At 30.9% G+C, this 22,067-nt stretch carries 17 protein-coding genes and 1 riboswitch; of the genes, 12 read left to right on the forward strand and 5 right to left on the reverse strand.

Annotated features, from left to right (window positions below; genetic code table 11):
• Positions 1–28 precede the first annotated feature (28 nt).
• Both AAC008_RS04395 and AAC008_RS04400 read left to right on the forward strand, forming a co-directional pair.
• On the forward strand, positions 29–559 hold the full coding sequence (locus AAC008_RS04395; protein ID WP_339887653.1) for an inorganic diphosphatase: 531 nt from the start codon (positions 29–31) through the stop codon (positions 557–559).
• Between the two features lie 110 nt (positions 560–669).
• Positions 670–3,144, forward strand: a complete 2,475-nt coding sequence (locus AAC008_RS04400) for a sodium-translocating pyrophosphatase (RefSeq protein WP_339887654.1) — start codon at positions 670–672, stop codon at positions 3,142–3,144.
• An 87-nt stretch (positions 3,145–3,231) separates the two neighbouring features.
• Here the strand turns inward: AAC008_RS04400 and AAC008_RS04405 are convergent, their stop codons facing one another.
• The 3 genes from AAC008_RS04405 to AAC008_RS04415 are packed head-to-tail and all read right to left on the reverse strand — an operon-like array spanning position 3,232 to position 5,281.
• Positions 3,232–3,822, reverse strand: a complete 591-nt coding sequence (locus tag AAC008_RS04405) for a carboxymuconolactone decarboxylase family protein (protein WP_339887655.1) — start codon at positions 3,820–3,822, stop codon at positions 3,232–3,234.
• 56 nt (positions 3,823–3,878) lie between these two features.
• Entirely contained in the window at positions 3,879–4,493 is a 615-nt protein-coding gene (locus AAC008_RS04410) for a deoxynucleoside kinase (protein ID WP_026717338.1), read from the reverse strand.
• Positions 4,493–5,281, reverse strand: coding sequence for a hypothetical protein (locus AAC008_RS04415; RefSeq protein WP_339887656.1), 789 nt, complete (start codon positions 5,279–5,281; stop codon positions 4,493–4,495). Before AAC008_RS04415 ends, AAC008_RS04410 begins: the two co-directional genes overlap by 1 nt.
• A 190-nt stretch (positions 5,282–5,471) precedes the next feature.
• Here AAC008_RS04415 and AAC008_RS04420 point away from each other — a divergent pair, with 190 nt between their 5' ends.
• The 3 genes from AAC008_RS04420 to AAC008_RS04430 are packed head-to-tail and all read left to right on the forward strand — an operon-like array spanning position 5,472 to position 9,958.
• On the forward strand, positions 5,472–6,377 hold the full coding sequence (locus AAC008_RS04420) for a GLPGLI family protein (RefSeq protein WP_339887658.1): 906 nt from the start codon (positions 5,472–5,474) through the stop codon (positions 6,375–6,377).
• Between the two features lie 25 nt (positions 6,378–6,402).
• Positions 6,403–7,230 carry a GLPGLI family protein gene (locus AAC008_RS04425; protein ID WP_339887659.1) on the forward strand — a complete coding sequence of 276 codons (828 nt, stop codon included), beginning with the start codon at positions 6,403–6,405 and terminating at the stop codon, positions 7,228–7,230.
• 37 nt (positions 7,231–7,267) lie between these two features.
• Positions 7,268–9,958, forward strand: a complete 2,691-nt coding sequence (locus tag AAC008_RS04430) for a TonB-dependent receptor (RefSeq protein WP_339887660.1) — start codon at positions 7,268–7,270, stop codon at positions 9,956–9,958.
• 112 nt (positions 9,959–10,070) lie between these two features.
• On the opposite strand, the gene metK is transcribed toward AAC008_RS04430, so the two are convergent.
• Positions 10,071–11,357, reverse strand: a complete 1,287-nt coding sequence (metK, locus tag AAC008_RS04435; RefSeq protein ID WP_339887661.1) for a methionine adenosyltransferase — start codon at positions 11,355–11,357, stop codon at positions 10,071–10,073.
• 256 nt (positions 11,358–11,613) lie between these two features.
• Here metK and AAC008_RS04440 point away from each other — a divergent pair, with 256 nt between their 5' ends.
• From AAC008_RS04440 to AAC008_RS04465, 6 genes are all read left to right on the forward strand, one after another.
• Positions 11,614–12,507: a choice-of-anchor J domain-containing protein gene (locus AAC008_RS04440; RefSeq protein WP_339887662.1), complete on the forward strand. Its 894-nt coding sequence runs from the start codon at positions 11,614–11,616 to the stop codon at positions 12,505–12,507.
• Between the two features lie 206 nt (positions 12,508–12,713).
• A riboswitch (SAM riboswitch) is annotated at positions 12,714–12,843 on the forward strand.
• A gap of 62 nt (positions 12,844–12,905) precedes the next feature.
• Positions 12,906–13,895, forward strand: coding sequence for a homocysteine S-methyltransferase family protein (locus tag AAC008_RS04445; protein ID WP_339887663.1), 990 nt, complete (start codon positions 12,906–12,908; stop codon positions 13,893–13,895).
• Positions 13,896–14,015: 120 nt separating this feature from the next.
• On the forward strand, positions 14,016–16,691 hold the full coding sequence (gene metH / locus AAC008_RS04450; RefSeq protein WP_339887664.1) for a methionine synthase: 2,676 nt from the start codon (positions 14,016–14,018) through the stop codon (positions 16,689–16,691).
• 70 nt (positions 16,692–16,761) lie between these two features.
• A complete protein-coding gene (metF, locus tag AAC008_RS04455; protein ID WP_339887665.1) occupies positions 16,762–17,718 on the forward strand; it encodes a methylenetetrahydrofolate reductase [NAD(P)H] in 957 nt (318 codons plus the stop codon).
• Between the two features lie 28 nt (positions 17,719–17,746).
• Complete coding sequence (locus AAC008_RS04460; protein ID WP_339887666.1) at positions 17,747–18,817, forward strand: acyloxyacyl hydrolase; 1,071 nt, start codon at positions 17,747–17,749, stop codon at positions 18,815–18,817.
• Positions 18,814–19,542 (forward strand): head GIN domain-containing protein, encoded by a 729-nt coding sequence (locus tag AAC008_RS04465; protein WP_339887667.1) that lies wholly within the window; start codon positions 18,814–18,816, stop codon positions 19,540–19,542. Before AAC008_RS04460 ends, AAC008_RS04465 begins: the two co-directional genes overlap by 4 nt.
• Before the next feature lie 115 nt (positions 19,543–19,657).
• Here AAC008_RS04465 and gldA read toward each other — a convergent pair whose 3' ends face one another.
• Entirely contained in the window at positions 19,658–20,557 is a 900-nt protein-coding gene (gene gldA, locus AAC008_RS04470; RefSeq protein ID WP_339887668.1) for a gliding motility-associated ABC transporter ATP-binding subunit GldA, read from the reverse strand.
• Between the two features lie 135 nt (positions 20,558–20,692).
• Here gldA and AAC008_RS04475 point away from each other — a divergent pair, with 135 nt between their 5' ends.
• Entirely contained in the window at positions 20,693–21,943 is a 1,251-nt protein-coding gene (locus AAC008_RS04475; RefSeq protein WP_339887669.1) for a YCF48-related protein, read from the forward strand.
• Positions 21,944–22,067 lie beyond the last annotated feature (124 nt).

Genomic DNA, 22,067 nt, shown 5'->3' on the forward strand with positions numbered 1-22,067 from the left:
TTTTTGCAGTCCAAAAAAATAAAAAGGAATGACAGTAGATAAAGTTACTACATTTGATGTGTTGATAGAAATCCCTAGAGGAAGTAGAAATAAATACGAATACGATTTTGATTTAAAAAGAATGCGCTTTGATAGAATGTTATTCTCATCAATGATGTATCCAGCAGATTATGGTTTTATTCCAGAAACTTTAGCATTAGATGGCGATCCATTAGATGTTTTAGTTTTAGTAACTGAACCAACTTTTCCAGGATGTGTAATGGAAGTTAAGCCAATTGGAGTTTTCCACATGGCAGATGAAAAAGGACCAGACGAAAAAGTAATCTGTGTTCCTGTTTCTGATCCAATTTGGAATCAATTAAATGATTTAAGTGATGTAAATCCACATTTAATTAAAGAAATCGAACATTTCTTTCAGGTTTATAAAGATTTGGAAAACAAACAAGTAGATGTTGAAGGTTGGGGAGATGTTACCGAGGCAAAAGAAATTTACATAAAATGCAAAGAAAGATTTGATGCCATCGAAAATAAACCAGAAGGATTATTTAGCATAGGTTAGATTTTAACATAATTTTAGAAAAAAGGCAATATTAGTAGTAATATTGCCTTTTTTGTTTATTTTTGTTTGACTTTGAAAATAATAATGTTTAAAAAATTAACTAAAATTTTATGGATTCAATAATGATTTATGTGCCAATAATTATGGCTATAATTGGGTTGCTTTTTATGATGTATAAAAGAGCTTGGGTTTTAAAACAAGATGCCGGAGATGGTAAAATGAAAGAGATTTCAGATTATATTTATGAAGGTGCTTTAGCTTTCTTAAAAGCGGAATATAGATTATTAACTTTCTTCGTTATTGGAGCAAGTATAGTGTTAGCTGTTGTTGCATTTTTTGTACCAACAACAAGTTACCTTATTATTATAGCATTTATTTTTGGAGCTATATTTTCCGCTTATGCTGGAAATATGGGAATGAAAATTGCTACAAAAACAAACGTTCGTACAACACAAGCTGCTCGTACAAGTTTACCACAAGCATTAAAAGTTTCTTTTGGTGGTGGAACAGTTATGGGACTAGGAGTTGCTGGTTTAGCAGTTCTTGGTTTAACAGCATTCTTTATATTCTTCTTTCACTATTTTATGGGTGGAGTTTGGACATCAACAGAACAAATGACTATCGTTTTAGAAACATTAGCTGGTTTTTCTCTTGGAGCAGAATCAATCGCATTGTTTGCACGTGTTGGTGGAGGAATTTACACAAAAGCTGCCGATGTAGGAGCTGATTTAGTAGGTAAAGTTGAAGCTGGTATTCCAGAAGATGATCCAAGAAATCCTGCTACAATTGCAGATAATGTTGGAGATAATGTTGGAGACGTTGCCGGAATGGGTGCCGATTTATTTGGTTCTTATGTAGCAACAGTTTTAGCAGCAATGGTTTTAGGAAACTACGTAATTAAAGATATGGGTGGAAGCATCGATGATGTTTTCGGTGGAATTGGTCCAATCTTATTGCCAATGGCAATTGCAGGTTTTGGAATTTTATTCTCTATTATTGGAACTTTATTAGTAAAAATTAATAGTGATGATGCAAAAGAACCTCAAGTTCAAAAAGCTTTAAATATTGGAAACTGGGTTTCTATTGCTTTAACAGCTATTTCATGTTTTATTTTGGTAAAATATATGTTACCAGAAACTATGGATATGAACTTCTTCGGGGAAGGATTAAAAGAAATTTCTTCAATGAGAGTTTTCTATGCTTCATTAATTGGTTTATTTGTTGGTGGAGCTATTTCATCAGTAACAGAATATTACACAGGTTTAGGTACAAAACCAGTTATGGCAATTGTGCAAAAATCTTCAACGGGTGCAGGAACAAACGTAATTGCAGGTTTAGCAACAGGAATGATTTCTACTTTCCCAACAGTTTTGTTATTTGCAGCTGCCATTTGGTCTACATATGCTTTAGCAGGATTTTATGGTGTTGCTTTAGCAGCATCAGCAATGATGGCAACTACAGCAATGCAATTAGCAATCGATGCTTTTGGACCAATAGCAGATAATGCTGGTGGAATCGCTGAAATGAGTGAATTACCTAAAGAAGTAAGAACAAGAACAGATATTTTAGATTCAGTAGGAAACACAACTGCAGCAACAGGAAAAGGTTTCGCAATCGCTTCTGCGGCATTAACATCTTTAGCTTTATTTGCAGCATATGTAACTTTTACAGGAATTGACGGAATTAATATCTTCAAGGCTCCAGTATTAGCTATGTTGTTTGTTGGTGGAATGATTCCTGTAGTATTCTCTGCATTAGCAATGAATTCAGTTGGAAAAGCAGCTATGGACATGGTGTATGAAGTTCGTCGTCAGTTCAAAGAAATTCCAGGAATTATGGAAGGAACTGGAAAACCAGAATACGGAAAATGTGTTGAAATTTCTACAAAAGCAGCTTTACGCGAAATGATGTTGCCAGGAATTTTAACGATAGGTTTTCCAATTGCAATTGTATTAATAGGAGTTTTAATTTATCCAGAGAACAATCAATTAGTAGCTGAAATGTTAGGTGGTTATATGGCTGGAGTAACCGTTTCTGGTGTTCTTTGGGCTGTGTTTCAAAATAATGCAGGTGGAGCTTGGGATAATGCAAAAAAATCTTTTGAAGCTGGTGTAGAAATTAACGGTGAAATGACATTTAAAGGTTCAGACGCTCACAAAGCTGCTGTGACTGGAGATACTGTTGGAGATCCGTTTAAAGATACTTCTGGACCATCAATGAACATCTTAATTAAATTAACATGTTTAATTGGTTTAGTAATTGCTCCAATTTTAGGAGGTGAGGCGCATGCTGTAACAAATAAAGCTGCAATGTCTTGTTGTGCTGATATGGGTGAATGTTCATCTATGTCAAAAGAAGAATGTATGGAGAAAGGATGTACAAGTAAAACTTGTAAATTCATGAATCAAGATATGAATCAAGAAGTTTCTAAAAGAGTAATCGTTGAAAAAACTAAGATTAATGATGAAAACGTTCAAGCAAATGTAAAAGTGATTTCGATAGTAGACGGAAATGAAACTGTAGAAGAATTTAGCTTTGAAGGAAACGAAGAAGAAGTTGATAAAGAAATAAGAGCCATAAAATAAATGGTTCTTCAATAAAATAAAAATGCCTTTCAAGAAATTGAAAGGCATTTTTTTATGCTGAAGATCCAATGTTCGAAAATCTAATTTCTAAACATGCTTCCCTTTTTTCCAACCTGTTTTTCCAAGATATTGTTCGGCACTTTCAACAGCACCATCTTCAATAGTTGTTCCCATAGAGTCATTCCATCTATTTAAATAACCAAACAGCGAAATAACACCGAGCATTTCAACGATTTCTCCTTCGTTCCAATGTTCGTATAAATCCGTTTTTATAGTTTCATCAACAGCATTAGGAATAAGTGATGAAGCTAAAGCAAAGTTCAAAGCAGCACGTTCAGCATCAGAAAAAGCAGAATGTGTTTTATATTCCCAAATGTTATCTAATTGCTCTTGATTAGCTCCATAACGTTCAGCAGCTCTAATAGTATGTGCTTGACAATATCTACAACCAGCAGCATTACTTGTAACCCAACCAATCATACGTTTTAAAGCTGATGTCACGCGACCTTGATTTTCCATCACAGCTTTATTCAAATTAATAAAAGCCTTTGAAATTGCAGGTCTGTGTTGCATTGTTAAAACCGAATTTGGACAAAACCCTAAAGTCTCATTAAAAAAAGCAGCTAATTCTTGCGTTTCTTTATCGTGATCTGGTGAAAGTGGTGTTACTAATGGCATATTTGTGTTTTAAATTTATACTATAAAAAAACCTCAATTAAGAGGTTTCGTTTGGACTAAAATAATCCGTTTATTTCTGCATTAATTCTGTTGACGATTTCCCCTAAATCTTCTGGATTGTTTACATAATCCATGTTGTCAACGTCAATAATTAATAATTTTCCTTTATCGTATTTATGAATCCAAGCTTCGTAACGTTCATTCAATCGACTTAAATAATCAATTGAAATTGTGTTTTCATATTCTCTTCCTCTTTTGTGAATTTGGTTCACTAAATTAGGAATAGAGCTTCTCAAATAAATTAATAAATCAGGTGGTCCAACTAAACCTTCCATTAAATCAAATAATGAACTGTAATTGTTGAAATCTCTATTTGTCATTAATCCCATTGCATGAAGATTGGGTGCAAAAATATGTGCATCTTCATAAATGGTTCTATCTTGAATGATTTTTTTTCCGCTTTCGCGAATTTGTAATACTTGACGAAAACGACTATTTAAGAAGTATATCTGCAAATTAAAGCTCCAACGTTCCATTTGGTGATAAAAATCATCTAAATACGGATTGTCAACAACATCTTCATAATGAGGTTCCCACTTAAATTGCTTGGCTAATAACTTGGTTAAAGTTGTTTTACCTGCTCCAATATTTCCTGCTATAGCTACATGCATTATGGTAAATCTATTTTATAATTAATAATTTGATTGTTTGTAAAAATAGATAAAATTCCGTTGGTATAGAAAAAATTGGTGAAGCTTTTTTTATTTAAATCAATTTTTTGTCCTAAAGGCTTGTTACTATTGAAGTAAAGTAATTCATTATTTTTTTTGATAATATAGTTGGTTTCATCTATAACTTGAATTGTATCGTAATCTGGAATTGTTCCTAAATTTTTTATCTTACCAAAAATAGAAATACTATAAAATGTATTGGATTCATCTATCCAATAAAAATAATTATAATCACTATGATAATCTTTAATTTTTTCAGTAATTGGTGTTGAAATTATTTTAATTGTATTGGTTTTAAAATTGTATAAACTAATTTTTTGTAAAAAACCATCGTATAGCCAAACCTGATTTTGACTAGCTAATCCAAAGGCTTCAATTTTCATAGGGGTTTCAATCCTATTTGCATTGATTTGTTGGACTTCATTTAATTGATTGTCTAATAAAACTAACGAATTAAAATCTTCATAAAAAACGACAATTTGTAAAGGATTGGTAATGCAAATGCCTTTTATTTTTCCTAAAGACAAGTTTTGATATTCGTATTCTTGACTACTATTTCTTTTTTTGATAACGTTTTTAAAAGAAAAATAATCATTTTTTAAATTATCTTTTCCAATGAAATTATCTGCTTTAATTGCTAATGAATCAAAACTTTTAGTAGAAATTCTCTCCTGTGACCAAGAAAAAGTTGACAGAATTAAACCAAAAAAAAGAATATATTTTTTCATTTATTTATAACTCAATTAAACCTTTTCAAAAATTGAAAGTCTAAAGGTAACTATTTATCACAACATTTTGATTTCTAGGTGTAACAAAATTCGGATTTAGAAGTCTAAACTATAGGAAATTATTTAAAAAATAAATTTAGCACAAGAATATTTCCTTTTATAAGTCTAATTAATAGAAAACTAAATAAAAATGAAAAATACAATTTTAGCTGCGTTGTTTCTAGTAACAACTTTTATGCAAGCGCAAGAATTTCAAGGTTTGGCTGTTTATGAGTCAAAAACAAGTACAGCAGAAATGATGAAAAATTTTGGAGGTAACAGAGAAATTACTCCAGACATGAAAGCAAACATTGAAGAGCGAATGAAAAAAATGTTCGAAAAAACATTTGTTTTAAACTTTGACAAATCGGCTTCAATCTATAAAGAAGAAGAAAAATTAGATGCACCAGGACAAAATGGTGGAGGTGGTAGAATGATGTCTTCCATGATGGGTGGAGGTGGAACTCAGTACAAAAATGTTAAAGAAAAAATGTACTCAGTTGACAAAGAATTTTTTGGAAAAGAATTTCTAATCAAAGACAGTTTGCCTTCGTACAAATGGCAAATGACTGCTGAAACCAAGAAAATTGGAGAATATACTTGCTATAAAGCAATAGCTGTTGTAGCAACTGATCCAACTGATTTTAGAAATTTCAGAACACGTGGAGATGATAAGGATAAAGCTAAAGAAGAGAAAGATAAATCGGCTAAAGCTAAGGATTCAACTGATGCCAACAAGAAAACTAACTTTATGGAAGACATTGAGCAAATTAAAGAGAAAACTATAACAGCGTGGTACGCACCTGAAATTCCTATTAACCAAGGGCCAGACAAATATTGGGGTTTGCCAGGATTAATTTTAGAAGTTAATGACGGAACAACAATTTTATTATGTTCAAAAATTGCTTTAAACGTTAAAGAAAAAGCAGATATAAAAGCTCCAAAAACTGGTAAAGTTGTCACGCAAAAAGAATATGACGAAACCGTTACCAAAAAAATGGAAGAAATGCGAGAAATGTACCGTGGACAAGGTGGTGGAAGAGGAAGAGGATTTTAACAAATAAAATAAATAAATCTATCAAATGAAAAACTTATTAATTGTACTTTTTTCTTTTATTATCACTAATGCTTTGTCACAGAATTTTCAAGGAATTGCTTATTATTCTTCACAAACCCAAATGAAAGATTTTAATATTAGTGGTGAAGGAATTACTCCAGACATAAAAGAAAAAATGATGGAGAAAATGAAAAAAGCATTTGAAAAAAAATATATTCTAACCTTTACAAATTCTGAATCTGTTTATGCTGAAGAAGAAAAATTAGATGCACCAAATCCTTCAGGTAATAGAATTTCAATGGGTTTTTCTGGAGGAAATAATTCAAAATATTATAAAAATTTTAAAAACAAACAATTTATTAACAACAATGATATTTTTGGAAAAGAATTTTTAATAACAGATTCATTAGAGAAATTTGATTGGAAAATTACAGATGAACAAAAGAAAATCGGAAATTATACTTGCAATAAAGCTCAAATTATAATTCCAGTTACAGAAGAAGATATTAAGGAATACGAAGAATTTAAGAAAAAGCAAGAAGGGAATAAAACCAGTTTTATGACTATTAGTGAACCAAAAGACGAAATAATCGAAGCTTGGTACACAATGGAAATTCCAGTATCAAATGGGCCGAGAGAATTTTGGGGTTTACCAGGGTTAATTTTAGAATTACACGACGGAAATACAACACTTTTATGTTCTAAAATTGTAATAAATCCTAAAGAGAAAATAGAAATAAAAGCTCCAAAAAACGGTAAAAAAGTAACTCAAAAAGAATTTAATAAAATTCAAGAAGATAAAATGAATAGTATGATGAATGAAAATGGTGCTATTGAAATAAAAATGAATTAATCAAACAAACAAAACAAAACAAACTAAAATAAACTTGATGAAAAAATTACTTTTCATTTTGACAATGGCGCTTTCAATGAGTGCCATTTCTCAAAACATTCGATTTGAAGGTACGGTTAAAGATACAACAGGAGTTGCATTGGAAATGGCCAACGTTATGGCTATTAACAATAATACCAAGGCCATGGATGCTTATGCTATAACTAACGATGCCGGTAAATACCAGCTAAATCTTACAGCAAATACACCTTACACTTTAAAGATAAGTTATATCGGTTATAATTCACAAGAAAAACAAGTAACTACCTTAGATAAAGCCATGAATTACAATGTGGTTTTAAAAGAAGGAAATCAATTAAAAGAAGTAGAATTAGTCTATGTAATGCCAGTTTCGATTTCTGGAGATACTATTATTTATAATTCAGATTCCTTTACGAATGGTACTGAACGTAAGCTTGAAGATGTATTAAAAAAATTACCAGGAGTAGAAGTTGATGCAGACGGAAATATTACTGTTGAAGGGAAATCCGTTCAAAAAGTAATGGTTGAAGGAAAAGATTTTTTTGATGGTGATACAAAAATTGCTACTAAAAATATTCCTGCAAATGCTTTAGATAAAATACAAGTTTTAAGAAATTACAACGAAGTTACTAATCTAAAAGGATTAGAAAATAACGAAGAAAGTGTTGCTATTAACATTAAACTAAAAGAAGGTAAAAAGAATTTTTGGTTTGGTGATGTAACAGCTGGAGCAGGAGCATGGGATACAGAAGATAGATATTTAATAAATCCTAAGTTGTTTTATTACAATCCGAAATTTAGTGTGAATGTAATTAGTAATTTCAATAATATTGGGGAACTGCCTTTAACAACAAGAGATTATTTCAAGTTTACGGGTGGATTTAAGAGTATGATGCGAAAAGGTGGTTCAAATTTTAATATTTCTTCAAATGATTTGGGAATTGGAAATTTAAATAACAATCAAGCTGCAAATATTGATACAAAATTTGGAGCAGCTAATTTTAGTTACAATCCTTCAAAAGCTTTGACTTTTAGTGGTTTTGCAATTGTTTTAGGAAATAAAACGCAAACAAAAACAAGTACTATTATAGAAAGACCAGATCCTTTACCAGATGAGTCAAGAGAAGATATTTCTAACCAATTAAGTACACAAACCTTATTGAAATTAAGTAGTAGTTATGTGCCTTCAGATAAACTGCATATCGATTATGACGCTCTAGTTAAGTTTTCTGATCAAACAGAAGACCAGACACTTTTTTCTTCTGTCTTATCGGATATTAATTCAGATAAAAAACAAAATCCGGTATCTGTAAATCAAAATTTTAATTATTATTATACTTTAGATACTAAAAATGTTTTTGCCTTTGAATTACAACATTTATATCAAGAAGAAGATCCTTTTTATAGAGCTAATCTAGAAACGCAACCTTTTATGTTTGCTGGGTATGATGAATCTCAAGCTAGAAATGACATCAACCAAAACCGTTTTATTAAAACCAATAAAGTTGATACTAAATTTGATTATTATTATATGTTGACTCCGAAAAGTAATATTAATGTGACGCTAGGAAATACGTATTCATATCAAAATTTTGATTCGAGTATTTTTCAAATTTTAGATAATGGAACAACAAATAATTTAACAGATAGTGTGAATTCTAACAACGTTGATTATGCTTTTAATGATGCATTTTTAGGCTTACATTATAAGTTTATAAAAGGAAAATTCACAGTAACTCCTGGATTCAGTGTGCATAATTATTCTACTAAAGACAATCAATTAGGTTCTTCAAACAGTATGAGTTTCACAAGATTTTTGCCCGATGTTTATGCTTTGTATCAAATAAAAAAATCAGAAACTTTAACCTATAACTTTTCCTTACAAAATAACTTTACAGATATAACTAGGTTGGCTGAAGGATTTGTTTTTTCCAATTATAATAGTTTGTTCAGTGGAAATAGAAGTTTAGAAAACTCACTTTCTCAATCACATAGTTTACGTTACTTTAAGTACAATATGTTTAATTTTGAAAATATTTTCGGATTTTTAACGTACACAAAGCAAGTGGATGCTATTAAAAATAGAGCCTTGTTAACGAGTGCTAATCAGGTTTCTTCTTCTGTAAATATTGATTCTAATTTCGCAGATGAAACTATTGCAGGTGCATTTAACTACGGACGTTCTTTTGCTAAATACTACAAGGCTTCTGCTGGTTTGAGTATGAATTGGGCTAAATTTAATAACATTCGTGTTTTTCCATCAAGTCCAGATGAAATTCAAGCAACAGAATCATTCACTCAAAGTTATAATGTTAAGCTGTCTACTAACTATAAAACGCTACCTAATTTATCTGTTGGATATTCATACACAGTTAATGACAACTTTACCGATACATTTTACACAGACACGCCAACAATTGGATTAGAATACTTTTTCTTAGATGCATTTTCTTTTGTGTCGGATTATAGTTTTTATCACAGAAGAAACGTTGACAAGTCAATTGATACAGAATATGATTTCTTAAGTGCAAGTTTAGTATATCAAAAGAAAAATAGTAAATGGGAATATAAGTTATCGGGAACGAACTTACTTGAAACAAAAGCTTTAAATAGTAATAGTTTTAGCCAAATTGCTGGAATTAGTACGTTTTCTAGTTATACTGTTCAACCAAGATATGTTATTTTAAGTTTGAAATATAATTTATAAAAATTAATATTTAATTCATAAAAAAGCCTGATTCTATTTAGAATCAGGCTTTTTTATGAAATCTATAAGTCTATTATCTTGGATCTTTCAGCGAAGCGGTCTTGTATCTTTCTTACAATCCAAATGCAGTTTTCACTTGTTCAACATAATCTAATTTTTCCCAAGTAAATAATTCAACAGTAACCGTTTTTGGTTCTCCATTTGGTAATTGAAAAGTTTTAGTAACCATTTCTGGTTTTCTTCCCATATGACCATAAGCAGCCGTTTCACTGTATATTGGATTTCTTAATTTTAAACGTTGTTCAATAAAATAAGGACGCATATCAAAAATAGCTTCAACTTTTTTACTGATTTCTCCGTCAGTCATTCCAACTTTAGAAGTTCCATAAGTCACAACATTTATAGAAGTAGGTTTTGCAACACCAATAGCATAAGAAACTTGTACTAAAACTTCATCACAAAGTCCAGCAGCAACTAAATTTTTAGCAATATGTCTTGTAGCATAAGCAGCAGAACGGTCCACTTTACTTGGGTCTTTCCCAGAAAAAGCACCACCACCGTGAGCTCCTTTTCCACCATAAGTATCAACGATAATTTTTCTTCCTGTTAAACCAGTGTCACCATGAGGTCCACCAATTACAAAAACACCAGTTGGATTAATGTGATACGTAATATTGTCATTAAATAAATGAGCGTATTGAGGATATTTCACTTTAATTCTAGGAATCAAAATTGAAACTAAATCACTTTTAATTTTAATCAACATTTCATCATTTGCAGCATCTTTATCTGCTCTTGAGTTTGATTTTGGTTTAACAAAGTCATCATGTTGCGTAGAGATAACGATAGCTTCAATTCTAACAGGTTTGTTATCGTCAGAATATTCTAAAGTAACTTGAGATTTAGCGTCTGGACGTAAATAAGTAATCTCAGAATTTTCTCTTCTTAAATTAGCTAACTCAATTAATAAAGCGTGAGATAAATCTAATGCTAAAGGCATGTAGTTCTCCGTTTCATTAGTTGCGTAACCAAACATCATTCCTTGGTCACCTGCACCTTGTTCTTCTTTGTTAGCTCTATCAACTCCTTGATTAATATCAGAAGATTGTTCGTGAATTGCTGATAGTACACCACAAGAGTCAGCTTCAAACATGTATTCACTTTTTGTATATCCAATTTTTCGGATAACTTCTCTTGCAATTTGTTGAACATCAAGATATGTGTTCGATTTTACTTCACCAGCCAAAATTACTTGACCAGTTGTTACTAAAGTTTCACAAGCTACTTTTGATTCCGGATCAAAGGCTAAGAAATTATCAATTAATGCATCACTAATTTGATCTGCTACTTTGTCTGGATGCCCTTCACTAACTGATTCAGACGTAAATAAATATGCCATATTATTAAATTTTATTTTTAATATGGAAAAGTAAGAAAGATATATTCGTAGGAAATACTAAAGGAGAGTTTCTGCTTTAGCATTTTTTTAACGAGGTTGCAATCAGTCAAATTTTTCCTCTTTCGTTTTGTCGTGCAAAGATATAAATGTTTTGAATACCAGCGCAATTTAATTGTTAAAAAAGGTTTAAAATGCATTTTGTGTTTAAAAATTTATTATTTTTATGGTGTTATTAATCAATTTAAACCAAATAATTATGAAAAAAACTTTACTTTTATGTGCTTTGTTGGTTTCTGCTTTCTCAAATGCGCAAAATTTAATTACAGAGGGGTTTGATACTTATGCAAATTTAGCAACCGCAGGTTGGCTTGCAACTAATCAAAGTTCACCGCTTGGAGCTTCAACATGGGCTCAAGGAGGTGGTACTGCATTTGCTACAGGTGGTCAGGCAGGTGGTGCAACCTCTTTCGCTTTATGTAATTTTAATAGTACAACTGGAGCCGGAACTATTAGTAATTGGTTAATTACTCCAGTTTTAAATCTTCAAAATGGTGATGTTGTGACTTTCTATTCTAGAACGGGAGGAACATCTTCTCCATTTCCAGATAGATTAGAAGTAAGGCTAAATACTACAGATGCTACTGTTGGAGGTAATCCTTCTGGAGCTACTGGTGTAGGAGCTTTTACAACTGTTGCACTTACTATTAATCCTAATTTAACTACAACTGGTTATCCATTAACTTGGACACAATATACTTATACTATAACTGGATTGACAGGAATTGTTGCTTCTAAAATTGGATTCAGGTATTTTGTAATTGATGGTGGGCCAGATGGGAGTAATTCTAATATCATTGGATTAGATTCTTTCTCTGTAGATAGACCAGTAGCAAGCACTCAATCATTCTTTGCAAACAACTTTTCTATTTATCCTAATCCAGCAAACAATGTTTTAAACTTATCTGTTAAAAATGGTTTAGCTATAAATGAAATTACTATGGTAGATATTAATGGTAGAACGGTTAAAACTATAACTAACTCATTAAATTCTGAAATGGAAATTAATGTTTCAGATTTAACTTCTGGTGTTTATATGTTAAACGTTAAAACGGATGAAGGTGTAGCAACATCTAAATTTGTTAAGAACTAAAAAAAATAATTAAATTTAAAAAAAGGTCAGAATTCGTTCTGGCCTTTTTTGTTTTGCTTTATTAAGTGTTTTTGAGAAAATAAATCTATAAGTATTGAATTTAATAGATTAATAGTTTGTTTAAAATATAAATTTATAATTTTATCAGAAAATATTTCCGTTATAAGTATTTATTCATAACTTTGCCCTGTTCATAAACATAATGATTGTTATCACGAAAGCTGGAGAGATTAGACTCAATGAAAGCTTGGCAACCTCTTATTTCTTTAATGAGAAAGGTGCTACATTCTATTTTTATGCTGAATTTATTTCAGCATCTGTTAAATCAGATAGTAAAAAGCAGATAACTCAACGAAATTCTTTCCAGTTTCTTGATGACAATTTATAAGTAATACGATATGTCAAAAATTCAAGAAGCAATAAAAGAAAGAATCCTGGTCCTAGATGGAGCAATGGGAACAATGTTACAACGCAATAATTTTTCAGAAGAAGATTTTCGTGGTACACGTTTCAAAGATTTCCCTCATCCTTTAAAAGGAAATAACGATTTACTTTCCATAACACAACCCGAAGCTGTAAAGCAAGTCCACCGTTTGTATTTTCAAGCTGGTGCTGATATTGTTGAAACCAATACGTTCTCTGGAACTACTATCGGAATGGCTGACTATCATTTAGAAGACATAGTTTATGAATTAAACTATGAATCAGCTAAAATTGCAAGAGAAGTTGCAGATGAATTCACAGATAGACCAAGATTCGTAGCAGGTTCAATTGGACCAACAAACAGAACGGCATCAATGTCACCAGATGTAAACGATCCAGGTTTTAGAGCAGTAACTTTTGATGATTTAAGAATCGCTTACAAACAACAAGTAGAAGCTCTAATTGATGGTGGTTGCGATGTTTTATTAGTAGAAACAATTTTCGATACATTAAATGCAAAAGCAGCTCTTTTTGCTATAGAGGAAGTCAAAGAAGAAAGAAATATCGATATTTCAGTTATGGTTTCAGGAACAATTACTGATGCTTCTGGAAGAACATTATCAGGTCAAACGGTCGAAGCTTTCTTGATTTCAATTTCACACATTCCATTATTAAGTATCGGATTTAATTGCGCTTTAGGTGCTGACCAATTAAAACCATATTTAAAACGTTTAGCTCATAATACACAATTAAATATTTCAGCTCATCCAAATGCTGGTTTGCCGAATGCTTTCGGACAATATGATCAAACTCCAGAGGAAATGCAGGCTTTAATTCGGGAATATTTACAAGATAATTTAGTAAATATTATTGGTGGTTGTTGTGGTACTACTCCAGAACACATCAAAAGAATTGCCGAAGTTGCACATGAATTTAAACCAAGAGGAAGAACTGTAGAAGTCTGATTACAATGAAAAATAAAAAATTGAATACCAAAAAAGGATCACAAAATAAATGGCAAAATTTAAGAACAGATTTTAAACTGTTTTACAAAGAAGTCAATAAGCATTATAAGCGAATAAACGATGAGTTATACAACTAATAAATATTTACAATTATCAGGATTAGAGCCTTTAATAGTTACTCCAGAAACAAATTTTGTTAATATTGGAGAGCGAACAAATGTAACAGGTTCACGTAAGTTTCTTCGATTAATAAAAGAAGAAAAGTATGATGAAGCACTAGATGTTGCAAGAATGCAAGTAGAAGGTGGAGCGCAAATCATCGATGTAAATATGGATGAAGGAATGTTAGACGGAGTTTATGCGATGACAAAATTCCTAAATCTTATTGCAGCTGAACCAGATATTGCTCGTGTTCCAATAATGATTGATAGCTCAAAATGGGAAATCATCGAAGCTGGATTAAAAGTAGTTCAAGGGAAAAGTGTGGTGAATTCAATTTCTTTAAAAGAAGGAGAAGAAGTTTTTATGCATCATGCGAAATTGATAAAAAAATATGGTGCTGCTGTAATCGTAATGGCTTTTGACGAAAATGGTCAAGCAGATAATTACGAACGAAGAATCGAGATTTGTAAAAGAAGTTATGATATTTTAGTAGATAAAGTTGGTTTTCCAGCTCAAGATATCATTTTTGATCCAAATATTTTTCCAGTGGCAACTGGAATGGACGAACATAAATTAAATGCCTTAGATTTTTTCAGAGCCACAAAATGGATTCGTGAAAATCTTCCTTATACTAATGTTTCTGGAGGTGTAAGTAATGTTTCATTCTCTTTCAGAGGAAATGATAAAGTAAGAGAAGCCATGCATTCAGCCTTTTTATATCATGCAATTCAAAACGGTATGACAATGGGAATCGTAAATCCAGAAATGTTAGAGATTTATGATGAAATTGATCCTATTCTTTTAGAACATGTAGAAGATGTATTATTAAATAGAAAAGAAGATGCCACTGAATTGCTCTTGGCTTTAGCCGAGAGTTACAAAGGAGATTATAAAGTAAATGAAAAAGCTATTGCAGAATGGAGAAGTGGTACCATTCAAGAAAGATTAACTCATTCGTTAGTAAAAGGAATTGATGAATTCATTGAAATTGATACAGAAGAGGCACGTATAAACTCAGCAAAAGCAATTGAAGTCATAGAAGTGAATCTAATGGCAGGAATGAATGTGGTTGGTGATTTATTCGGAAGCGGAAAAATGTTTTTGCCTCAAGTAGTAAAGTCTGCTCGTGTTATGAAAAAAGCAGTTGCTTATCTTTTACCTTATATAGAAGCTGAAAAAACAGGAAAATCATCAAGTGCTGGAAAAGTGTTAATGGCAACTGTAAAAGGAGATGTTCACGATATTGGAAAAAATATTGTTGCTGTAGTTTTAGGGTGTAATAATTTCGAAATCATTGATTTAGGAGTTATGGTTCCACCTGAAAAAATAATTCAAGCTGCTGTTGAACATAATGTAGATATTATTGGTTTAAGTGGTTTGATTACTCCTTCGTTAGACGAAATGGTTTATATAGCCAAAGAAATGGATAAATTAAACATCAAAATTCCAATTATGATTGGTGGTGCAACTACTTCTCGTGCTCACACAGCTGTGAAAATTGCACCTCAATATAAAGAAACAGTAATTCATGTTAATGATGCTTCTCGTGCTGTAACAGTTGCTAGTAACTTATTGCAAAAGGAAACTAAAGAAAATTACGTAAAAGCTATTCGTGAAGAATATGACAATCTTCGTGAAGGATATTTAAATAGAAGTCGTGATAAAAATTATCTAACAATTGAACAAGCACGAAAAAATAAATTTCAAGTAGATTGGAGAAATTATCAACCAATTAAACCCAATTTTATTGGAGTAAAAACTATTGATGTTGAGCTTTCAGAATTAATTCCGTTTATCGATTGGACACCTTTTTTTCAATCATGGCAATTATTCGGAAAGTTTCCAAAAATATTAGTAGATGAGGTTGTCGGAACAGATGCAACCAATTTATACAATGATGCTTTGTTTATGTTAGATAAAATCGTTACAGAAAAATGGTTCACTGCCAAAGGAATTCTTGGAATTTTTCCAGCAAATCAAATAAACGACGACGACATACAACTAACAACTAACAACCTACAATTAACAACCTTTTTAACGCTTCGCCAACAATCTCAAAAAACAGAAGGAGCACCAAACATTGCTTTAGCGGATTTTATAGCACCAAAAGATTCAGGAATTCAAGACTATATAGGATGTTTTTGTGTCACAACTGGGTTTGGAGTTGAAGAAAAAGCCAAAGAATACGAAAAAGATTTAGACGATTACAATTCCATCATGGTTAAAGCATTAGCCGATAGATTAGCCGAAGCTTTTGCCGAATATTTGCATCTAAAAGTTCGAAAAGAAATTTGGGGTTATGCTTCCGATGAAAATTTGAATAATTTAGAATTAATCAAAGAAGAATACAAAGGAATTCGTCCAGCACCAGGTTATCCGGCTTGTCCAGATCATTTAGAAAAGCCAACGATTTGGAAAATATTAAATGTAGCCGAAGAAATCGGAGTAACCTTAACGGAAAGTATGGCAATGTGGCCAGCTTCATCGGTTTCTGGATATTATTTTGCAAATCCACAAAGTAAATATTTCGGACTAGGAAAAATAAAAGAAGATCAAGTAATCGATTATGCCAAACGAAGAGGAATTTCAACAGAAGTTGCCACAAAATGGCTAGCACCAAATATAGCAGATTAAAATAAGTTATAAGTTGTAAGTTCTATGTTTTGAACCTATAACTTACAACCTATAACATACAACAAAAACAATGAAAGTAACGCAACATATAGAAAAAGCCAACGGAAAACCATTGTTCTCCTTCGAGATATTGCCACCATTAAAAGGACAAAATATCCAATCTATTTTTGATAGTATTGATCCTTTAATGGAATTCAAACCACCTTTTATCGATGTAACGTATCATCGTGAAGAATACGAGTTCAAGGAATTGCCAAGTGGTTTATTGCAAAAGAAAATTGTAAAAAAACGACCTGGAACTGTAGGGATTTGTGCTGGAATTCAGAATAAATACGATGTAGATGCAATTCCACATGTTTTGTGTGGTGGATTTACGCAAGAAGATACAGAAAACCTTTTAATCGATTTAGATTTTTTGGGAATTGATAATGTTGTAGCACTTCGAGGTGATGCTTTAAAAAATGAAACCTATTTCAAACCTGAAAAAGAAGGAAATGAATATGCTTCAGATTTAGTAAAACAAATTTCGAATTTAAATAAAGGGATTTATTTAGATGAAGATTTGCAAAATTCTTGTTGTACTAACTTTTGTATAGGAATTGCAGGTTATCCAGAAAAACACATGGAAGCTCCAAGCATGGATAGTGATATTCATTTCTTAAAGCAAAAAATCAAAAATGGAGCCGATTATATTGTAACTCAAATGTTTTTTGACAATAAAAAATTCTTTGAGTTTGTAGAAAAATGCAGAAAGTCTGGAATTACAGTTCCAATTATTCCAGGATTGAAACCCATTGCAACTAAGAAACAATTAAATTTAATTCCACATAGATTTAAAGTTGATTTACCAGACGATTTAATTATGTCAATTGTAAAAGCAAAAGACAACGAAGCTGTAAAACAAATCGGAATCGAATGGTGTTTGCAACAAAGTAAAGAATTAGTCGCAGCCGGAATTCCGTGTTTGCATTATTATTCTATGGGAAAGGCAGAAAATATAAAAGCTATTGCTAAAGAAGTTTTTTGATAAACTTTCATTTATATTTGCCATCAATATGAAGCAAATTTTATTTTTTTTATTCATTTTTTCAACGGCAAATGCACAGTTTTCTGTTGATGCTGATTATTTGTACGGAAAAATATTGCCTCATAATCAAACCATAAAACACTTGATTGTTAATCATCCTGAAGGAGTTTTGTTGAGTTTCAATAAAAAAACGTTTGGAGAACAAGAATGGCAATCCAATTTCAATTTTCCTGATTACGGATTTTCATTGCATCATCAAGCCAATAAAAATGATATTTTAGGAGATTTGTATGGAGTTTATGGTCATTATAATTTTTACTTTTTAAATCGAAATTTAGTTTTTCGAATTGGTCAAGGAATTGCTTACAACACAAATCCTTATGATAAAAATGAAAACTTTAGAAATTTGGCTTACAGTACAAAACTGATGCCTACAACTTATTTTTTATTGAATTACAGAAAAGAAAAAATCATTGGTAATTTAGGTTTTCAAACTGGTTTGTCCTTTTTTCATCATTCTAATGCAAATATAAAATCACCAAATACAAGTACAAATACTTTATCGTTTCAAATTGGTTTAAATTACGTTTTTGAAGATGAAACAACAGAATATAAATTTTCAAAAGACACTTTAAAAACAACTTATCCTTTAAAATATAACATTGTATTTCGAACAGGAATTAACGAAAGTGATATCATTGGAAGTGGTCAAAAACCATTTTATGAATTAAGTTTCTACGCTGATAAACAATTCAGTAAAAAGAGTAAAATGCAGTTAGGAGTTGATGTTTTTGCTATGTATTATTTAAAAGAATACATTAAATATAAATCTGTAGCTTATCCAAATGAACATGTTGATGCAGAAACAGACTTCAAACGTGTCGGACTTTTTGCAGGGTATGAATTAGCCATTAATAAAATGTCATTGGAAGCACAAGTTGGATATTATGTTTATGAACCTTTTGATTTTCTTGGACCAATGTATCAACGATTAGGCGCGAAATATCAGTGGAGCAAAACATTTTTTAGTAGTGTTTCTTTAAAAACACATGCAGCAAAAGCAGAAGCTTTAGAATTTGGAATTGGAGTGAAGTTATGAAGAAAGTAATCGTTTTATTTAGTCTTTTCTTTTTATTTAGTTGTGATGAAAATCAGTTACTAGAATCTTCGGGTGAAATAGTTTCTAAAGAAATTTTGGTTGGTTTTTTTGATAAAATCAATATTTCAGAAGGAATTGAATTGCATATAACAGATGAAATAACAACAAAAGTTGAAATCACTGCTGGAGAAAATATCATTGATAAAGTCACTTTTTCAGTAATTGACAACCAACTTTTCATTGATGCAAAATCTGCCACAAAAACTTTTCAAAGTTATGAACCCATAAAAATTTATATTTCAATCGATGATTTAGATACAATTTATTCGTCTTCTCAATATAATGTGTATTCAGAAAATGTGTTGAATTTTAATAATTTTCATTTGCAATCAGGTTTGTTTGAAGACACAGCTTCAGGAGAATTTCATTTAGAAGTGAATTGCAATAGTTTGATAATTGAAGATAACAGAGCAAGTTTTTACAATATTTCTGGAAGCACAAACTATTTGTCAGTAGCTTTTTACAATGGTGATGAACGTTTTGATGGAACGAATCTAATCGCTCAAGAAGTTTATGTTTTCCAAAGAAGTTCCAATGATATCATAGTAAATCCGCAACAAAAAATATCAGGAACAATTTACAGCACAGGAAATGTAATTTTAAAAAATAATCCACCAATTGTTGAAGTACAAGTTTTTTATCAAGGACAATTAATCTTTAATTAGTTTAACTGTTGAATTGTTTAACTGAAACAACTGAAACAACTGAAACAACTGAAACAACTGAAACAACTGAAACAACTGAAACAATCTGAAACTTCCACAAACAAATTTCTGAACACTATTTCTTCGTCTGTTCTCTAAAAATTTGTTCTAAATTCTTGTTCTTCAAATTCAATTGTAAAATCTTCAACCCATTATCGTGAGCGAAATCAAAAACGATTGGTCTCATGTCACTTTCGGTTTCGAAAGTCAGTTCCCAAATAAAATCGTGTGAGTTTTTAGTAGTTTTTATATTCGGAATTGTATTTAAAATAGTTTCATCAACTACTTTGTCAAATTCCACTTCAATAGTTTGTTCTTGTTGTTCTTTTACTAAAGTATTTAGTTTTTTATCGGTAACAATTTTTCCATTATTGATGATAATTACTCTATCACAAATCGCTTCAACTTCTTGCATAATGTGTGTAGAAAGAAAAACCGTTTTATCTTTTCCAATGTTTTTAATCAATTCACGAATTTCCACCAATTGATTTGGATCTAAACCAGTTGTAGGTTCATCTAAAATTAAAACATCAGGATTATGTAATAAAGCCGTTGCTAGACCAACACGTTGTCTATAACCTTTAGATAATTGTCCGATTTTCTTATTCGCTTCAGGAGTCAAACCAGTCAATTGAATTACTTCTTCAATTCTAGATTTATCTACTTTATAAACATCAGCATTAAAAGTCAAATATTCACGAACATATAAATCTAAATATAAAGGATTGTGTTCTGGCAAATAACCAACAGATTTTTGAACCGCTTTTTGAGAAATCACAACATCATTTCCATTTACAGAAGCACTTCCTTCATCAGAAGAAATATAAGTGGTCAAAATTTTCATTAACGTCGATTTTCCAGCACCATTTGGACCTAAAAAACCAACGATTTCTCCATTTTTAACAGAAAACGAAACATTGTCTAATGCTTTTTGAGCACCATAATTTTTAGTTATATTTTTAACTTCTATAGACATATTGTGATATTTATAGCAAATGTAATAATAAGATTAAAAAAAACAGTAATTTTATAATCAATTGATAAATTAATTATTTAAACTACTTAAAAACAAAACATTAACTAAATTATTTTTATAACTAAATTCAAACTTATGAAAACAAAAAACTACACTATTATTGCATTTGTTTTTACATTATTTTTGACTTCAATGTCGCTTTTTTCTCAAACTTTTGCACCAAAACCTTCTGGAACAAGTTATATTTTATATGATGTAACAATTCCTCCAGCTCAAAATTTAATTGCTTATGCTGCGGGTTCACAATACACAACGGGAAACGCGGGCGTAATTATTAAAAGTACAGATGCAGGAGAAACATGGCAAACTATTTATCCAGGAACTGGAACCACAACACTAGGATTTAAAAAAATAAAATTTGTTTCTGACACAAGAGGTTTTGCCGTTGGTCAGGGTAATACTTTTCTAAAAACCACTGATGGAGGAACTACTTGGACTAATATAACTGTGCAAACAGATATTTATTATTATTCTTGTTTAGAGTTTTATGATGCCAATAATGGATTCTTAATTGCCGTAACAAATTCAAGCCAAGTTATTGCTTATAGAACTACAGATTCTGGAGATACTTGGACACCAATTACGAGTACTACTAATTTACAAACTCAAGCAGTTACTTACGCTACAGCAAATGTTATGTACTCAACTGGTGGAGATCAAAAAATCAGTAAATCTACAGATGCAGGAAATACTTGGACAACTATTAAAACAGGGATTAATACCTATTATTATTTTGGCATTAACTTTAAAGATGCTAATAATGGTCTAGTGAGTGGTGAAGATGGTGAAGTTTTAATGACTACGAATGGAGGAACAACTTGGACACAAATTCTTTCAACCGGATATGAAAATCTATATAGTTTAATTTATAGAGGAAGTAAAATTTATGCTGGTGGAACGGACCAAAACATTTATTATTCTTCTAACGATGGTGGAAGCTTTACTCCAGTAAATACGTCTAGTACTTCTTCTTCTACTTTATATGGTATTGCTGTTTTTGCAAATGGAGAAGCGCTATTATGTGGTTCACAAGGTTCAATTGTAAAATCTACAGATTTTTTAAGTACTTCCAATGTTTCAGTGAATGAAAATAGTATCAATCATTTTTATAATACTGAAACAAAAACATTAAGTATAAATTCTATTCAGGAAATTAACATCAATCAAGTAGAATTATATTCAATAGAAGGTAAAGTTATTTCAACTTTTAAGACTATAGGGAATAATATTGAATTAGATTTAAATACTATCCAAAATGGAGTTTATTTTGTGAAATTAAATTCAGTAGAAGGAAGTAATAGTAGTTTTAAATTTATTAGAAACTAAGTTTTTAATAGTATACGAAAACGTTTAAGTAGATTTTTTCATTAAATTAAGTTTTTATATAGAAATTATTTTCTACTTTAGCCAACAGAATAAAAAACATAAATGACAAGCAATACATTTTATT

The sequence above is a fragment of the uncultured Flavobacterium sp. genome (assembly GCF_963975515.1).
In the GTDB taxonomy this organism is placed as follows: domain Bacteria; phylum Bacteroidota; class Bacteroidia; order Flavobacteriales; family Flavobacteriaceae; genus Flavobacterium.

Coding starts and splice junctions, on each gene's coding strand:
- metF (WP_339887665.1), top strand. CDS start 16,762: ATGAAAGTAACGCAACATATAGAAAAAGCCAACGGAAAACCATTGTTC.
- AAC008_RS04420 (WP_339887658.1), top strand. CDS start 5,472: ATGAAAAATACAATTTTAGCTGCGTTGTTTCTAGTAACAACTTTTATG.
- AAC008_RS04430 (WP_339887660.1), top strand. CDS start 7,268: ATGAAAAAATTACTTTTCATTTTGACAATGGCGCTTTCAATGAGTGCC.
- AAC008_RS04415 (WP_339887656.1), bottom strand. CDS start 5,281: ATGAAAAAATATATTCTTTTTTTTGGTTTAATTCTGTCAACTTTTTCT.
- AAC008_RS04445 (WP_339887663.1), top strand. CDS start 12,906: ATGTCAAAAATTCAAGAAGCAATAAAAGAAAGAATCCTGGTCCTAGAT.
- gldA (WP_339887668.1), bottom strand. CDS start 20,557: ATGTCTATAGAAGTTAAAAATATAACTAAAAATTATGGTGCTCAAAAA.
- AAC008_RS04395 (WP_339887653.1), top strand. CDS start 29: ATGACAGTAGATAAAGTTACTACATTTGATGTGTTGATAGAAATCCCT.
- AAC008_RS04475 (WP_339887669.1), top strand. CDS start 20,693: ATGAAAACAAAAAACTACACTATTATTGCATTTGTTTTTACATTATTT.
- AAC008_RS04410 (WP_026717338.1), bottom strand. CDS start 4,493: ATGCATGTAGCTATAGCAGGAAATATTGGAGCAGGTAAAACAACTTTA.
- metH (WP_339887664.1), top strand. CDS start 14,016: ATGAGTTATACAACTAATAAATATTTACAATTATCAGGATTAGAGCCT.
- AAC008_RS04425 (WP_339887659.1), top strand. CDS start 6,403: ATGAAAAACTTATTAATTGTACTTTTTTCTTTTATTATCACTAATGCT.
- AAC008_RS04440 (WP_339887662.1), top strand. CDS start 11,614: ATGAAAAAAACTTTACTTTTATGTGCTTTGTTGGTTTCTGCTTTCTCA.
- AAC008_RS04400 (WP_339887654.1), top strand. CDS start 670: ATGGATTCAATAATGATTTATGTGCCAATAATTATGGCTATAATTGGG.
- metK (WP_339887661.1), bottom strand. CDS start 11,357: ATGGCATATTTATTTACGTCTGAATCAGTTAGTGAAGGGCATCCAGAC.
- AAC008_RS04405 (WP_339887655.1), bottom strand. CDS start 3,822: ATGCCATTAGTAACACCACTTTCACCAGATCACGATAAAGAAACGCAA.
- AAC008_RS04460 (WP_339887666.1), top strand. CDS start 17,747: ATGAAGCAAATTTTATTTTTTTTATTCATTTTTTCAACGGCAAATGCA.
- AAC008_RS04465 (WP_339887667.1), top strand. CDS start 18,814: ATGAAGAAAGTAATCGTTTTATTTAGTCTTTTCTTTTTATTTAGTTGT.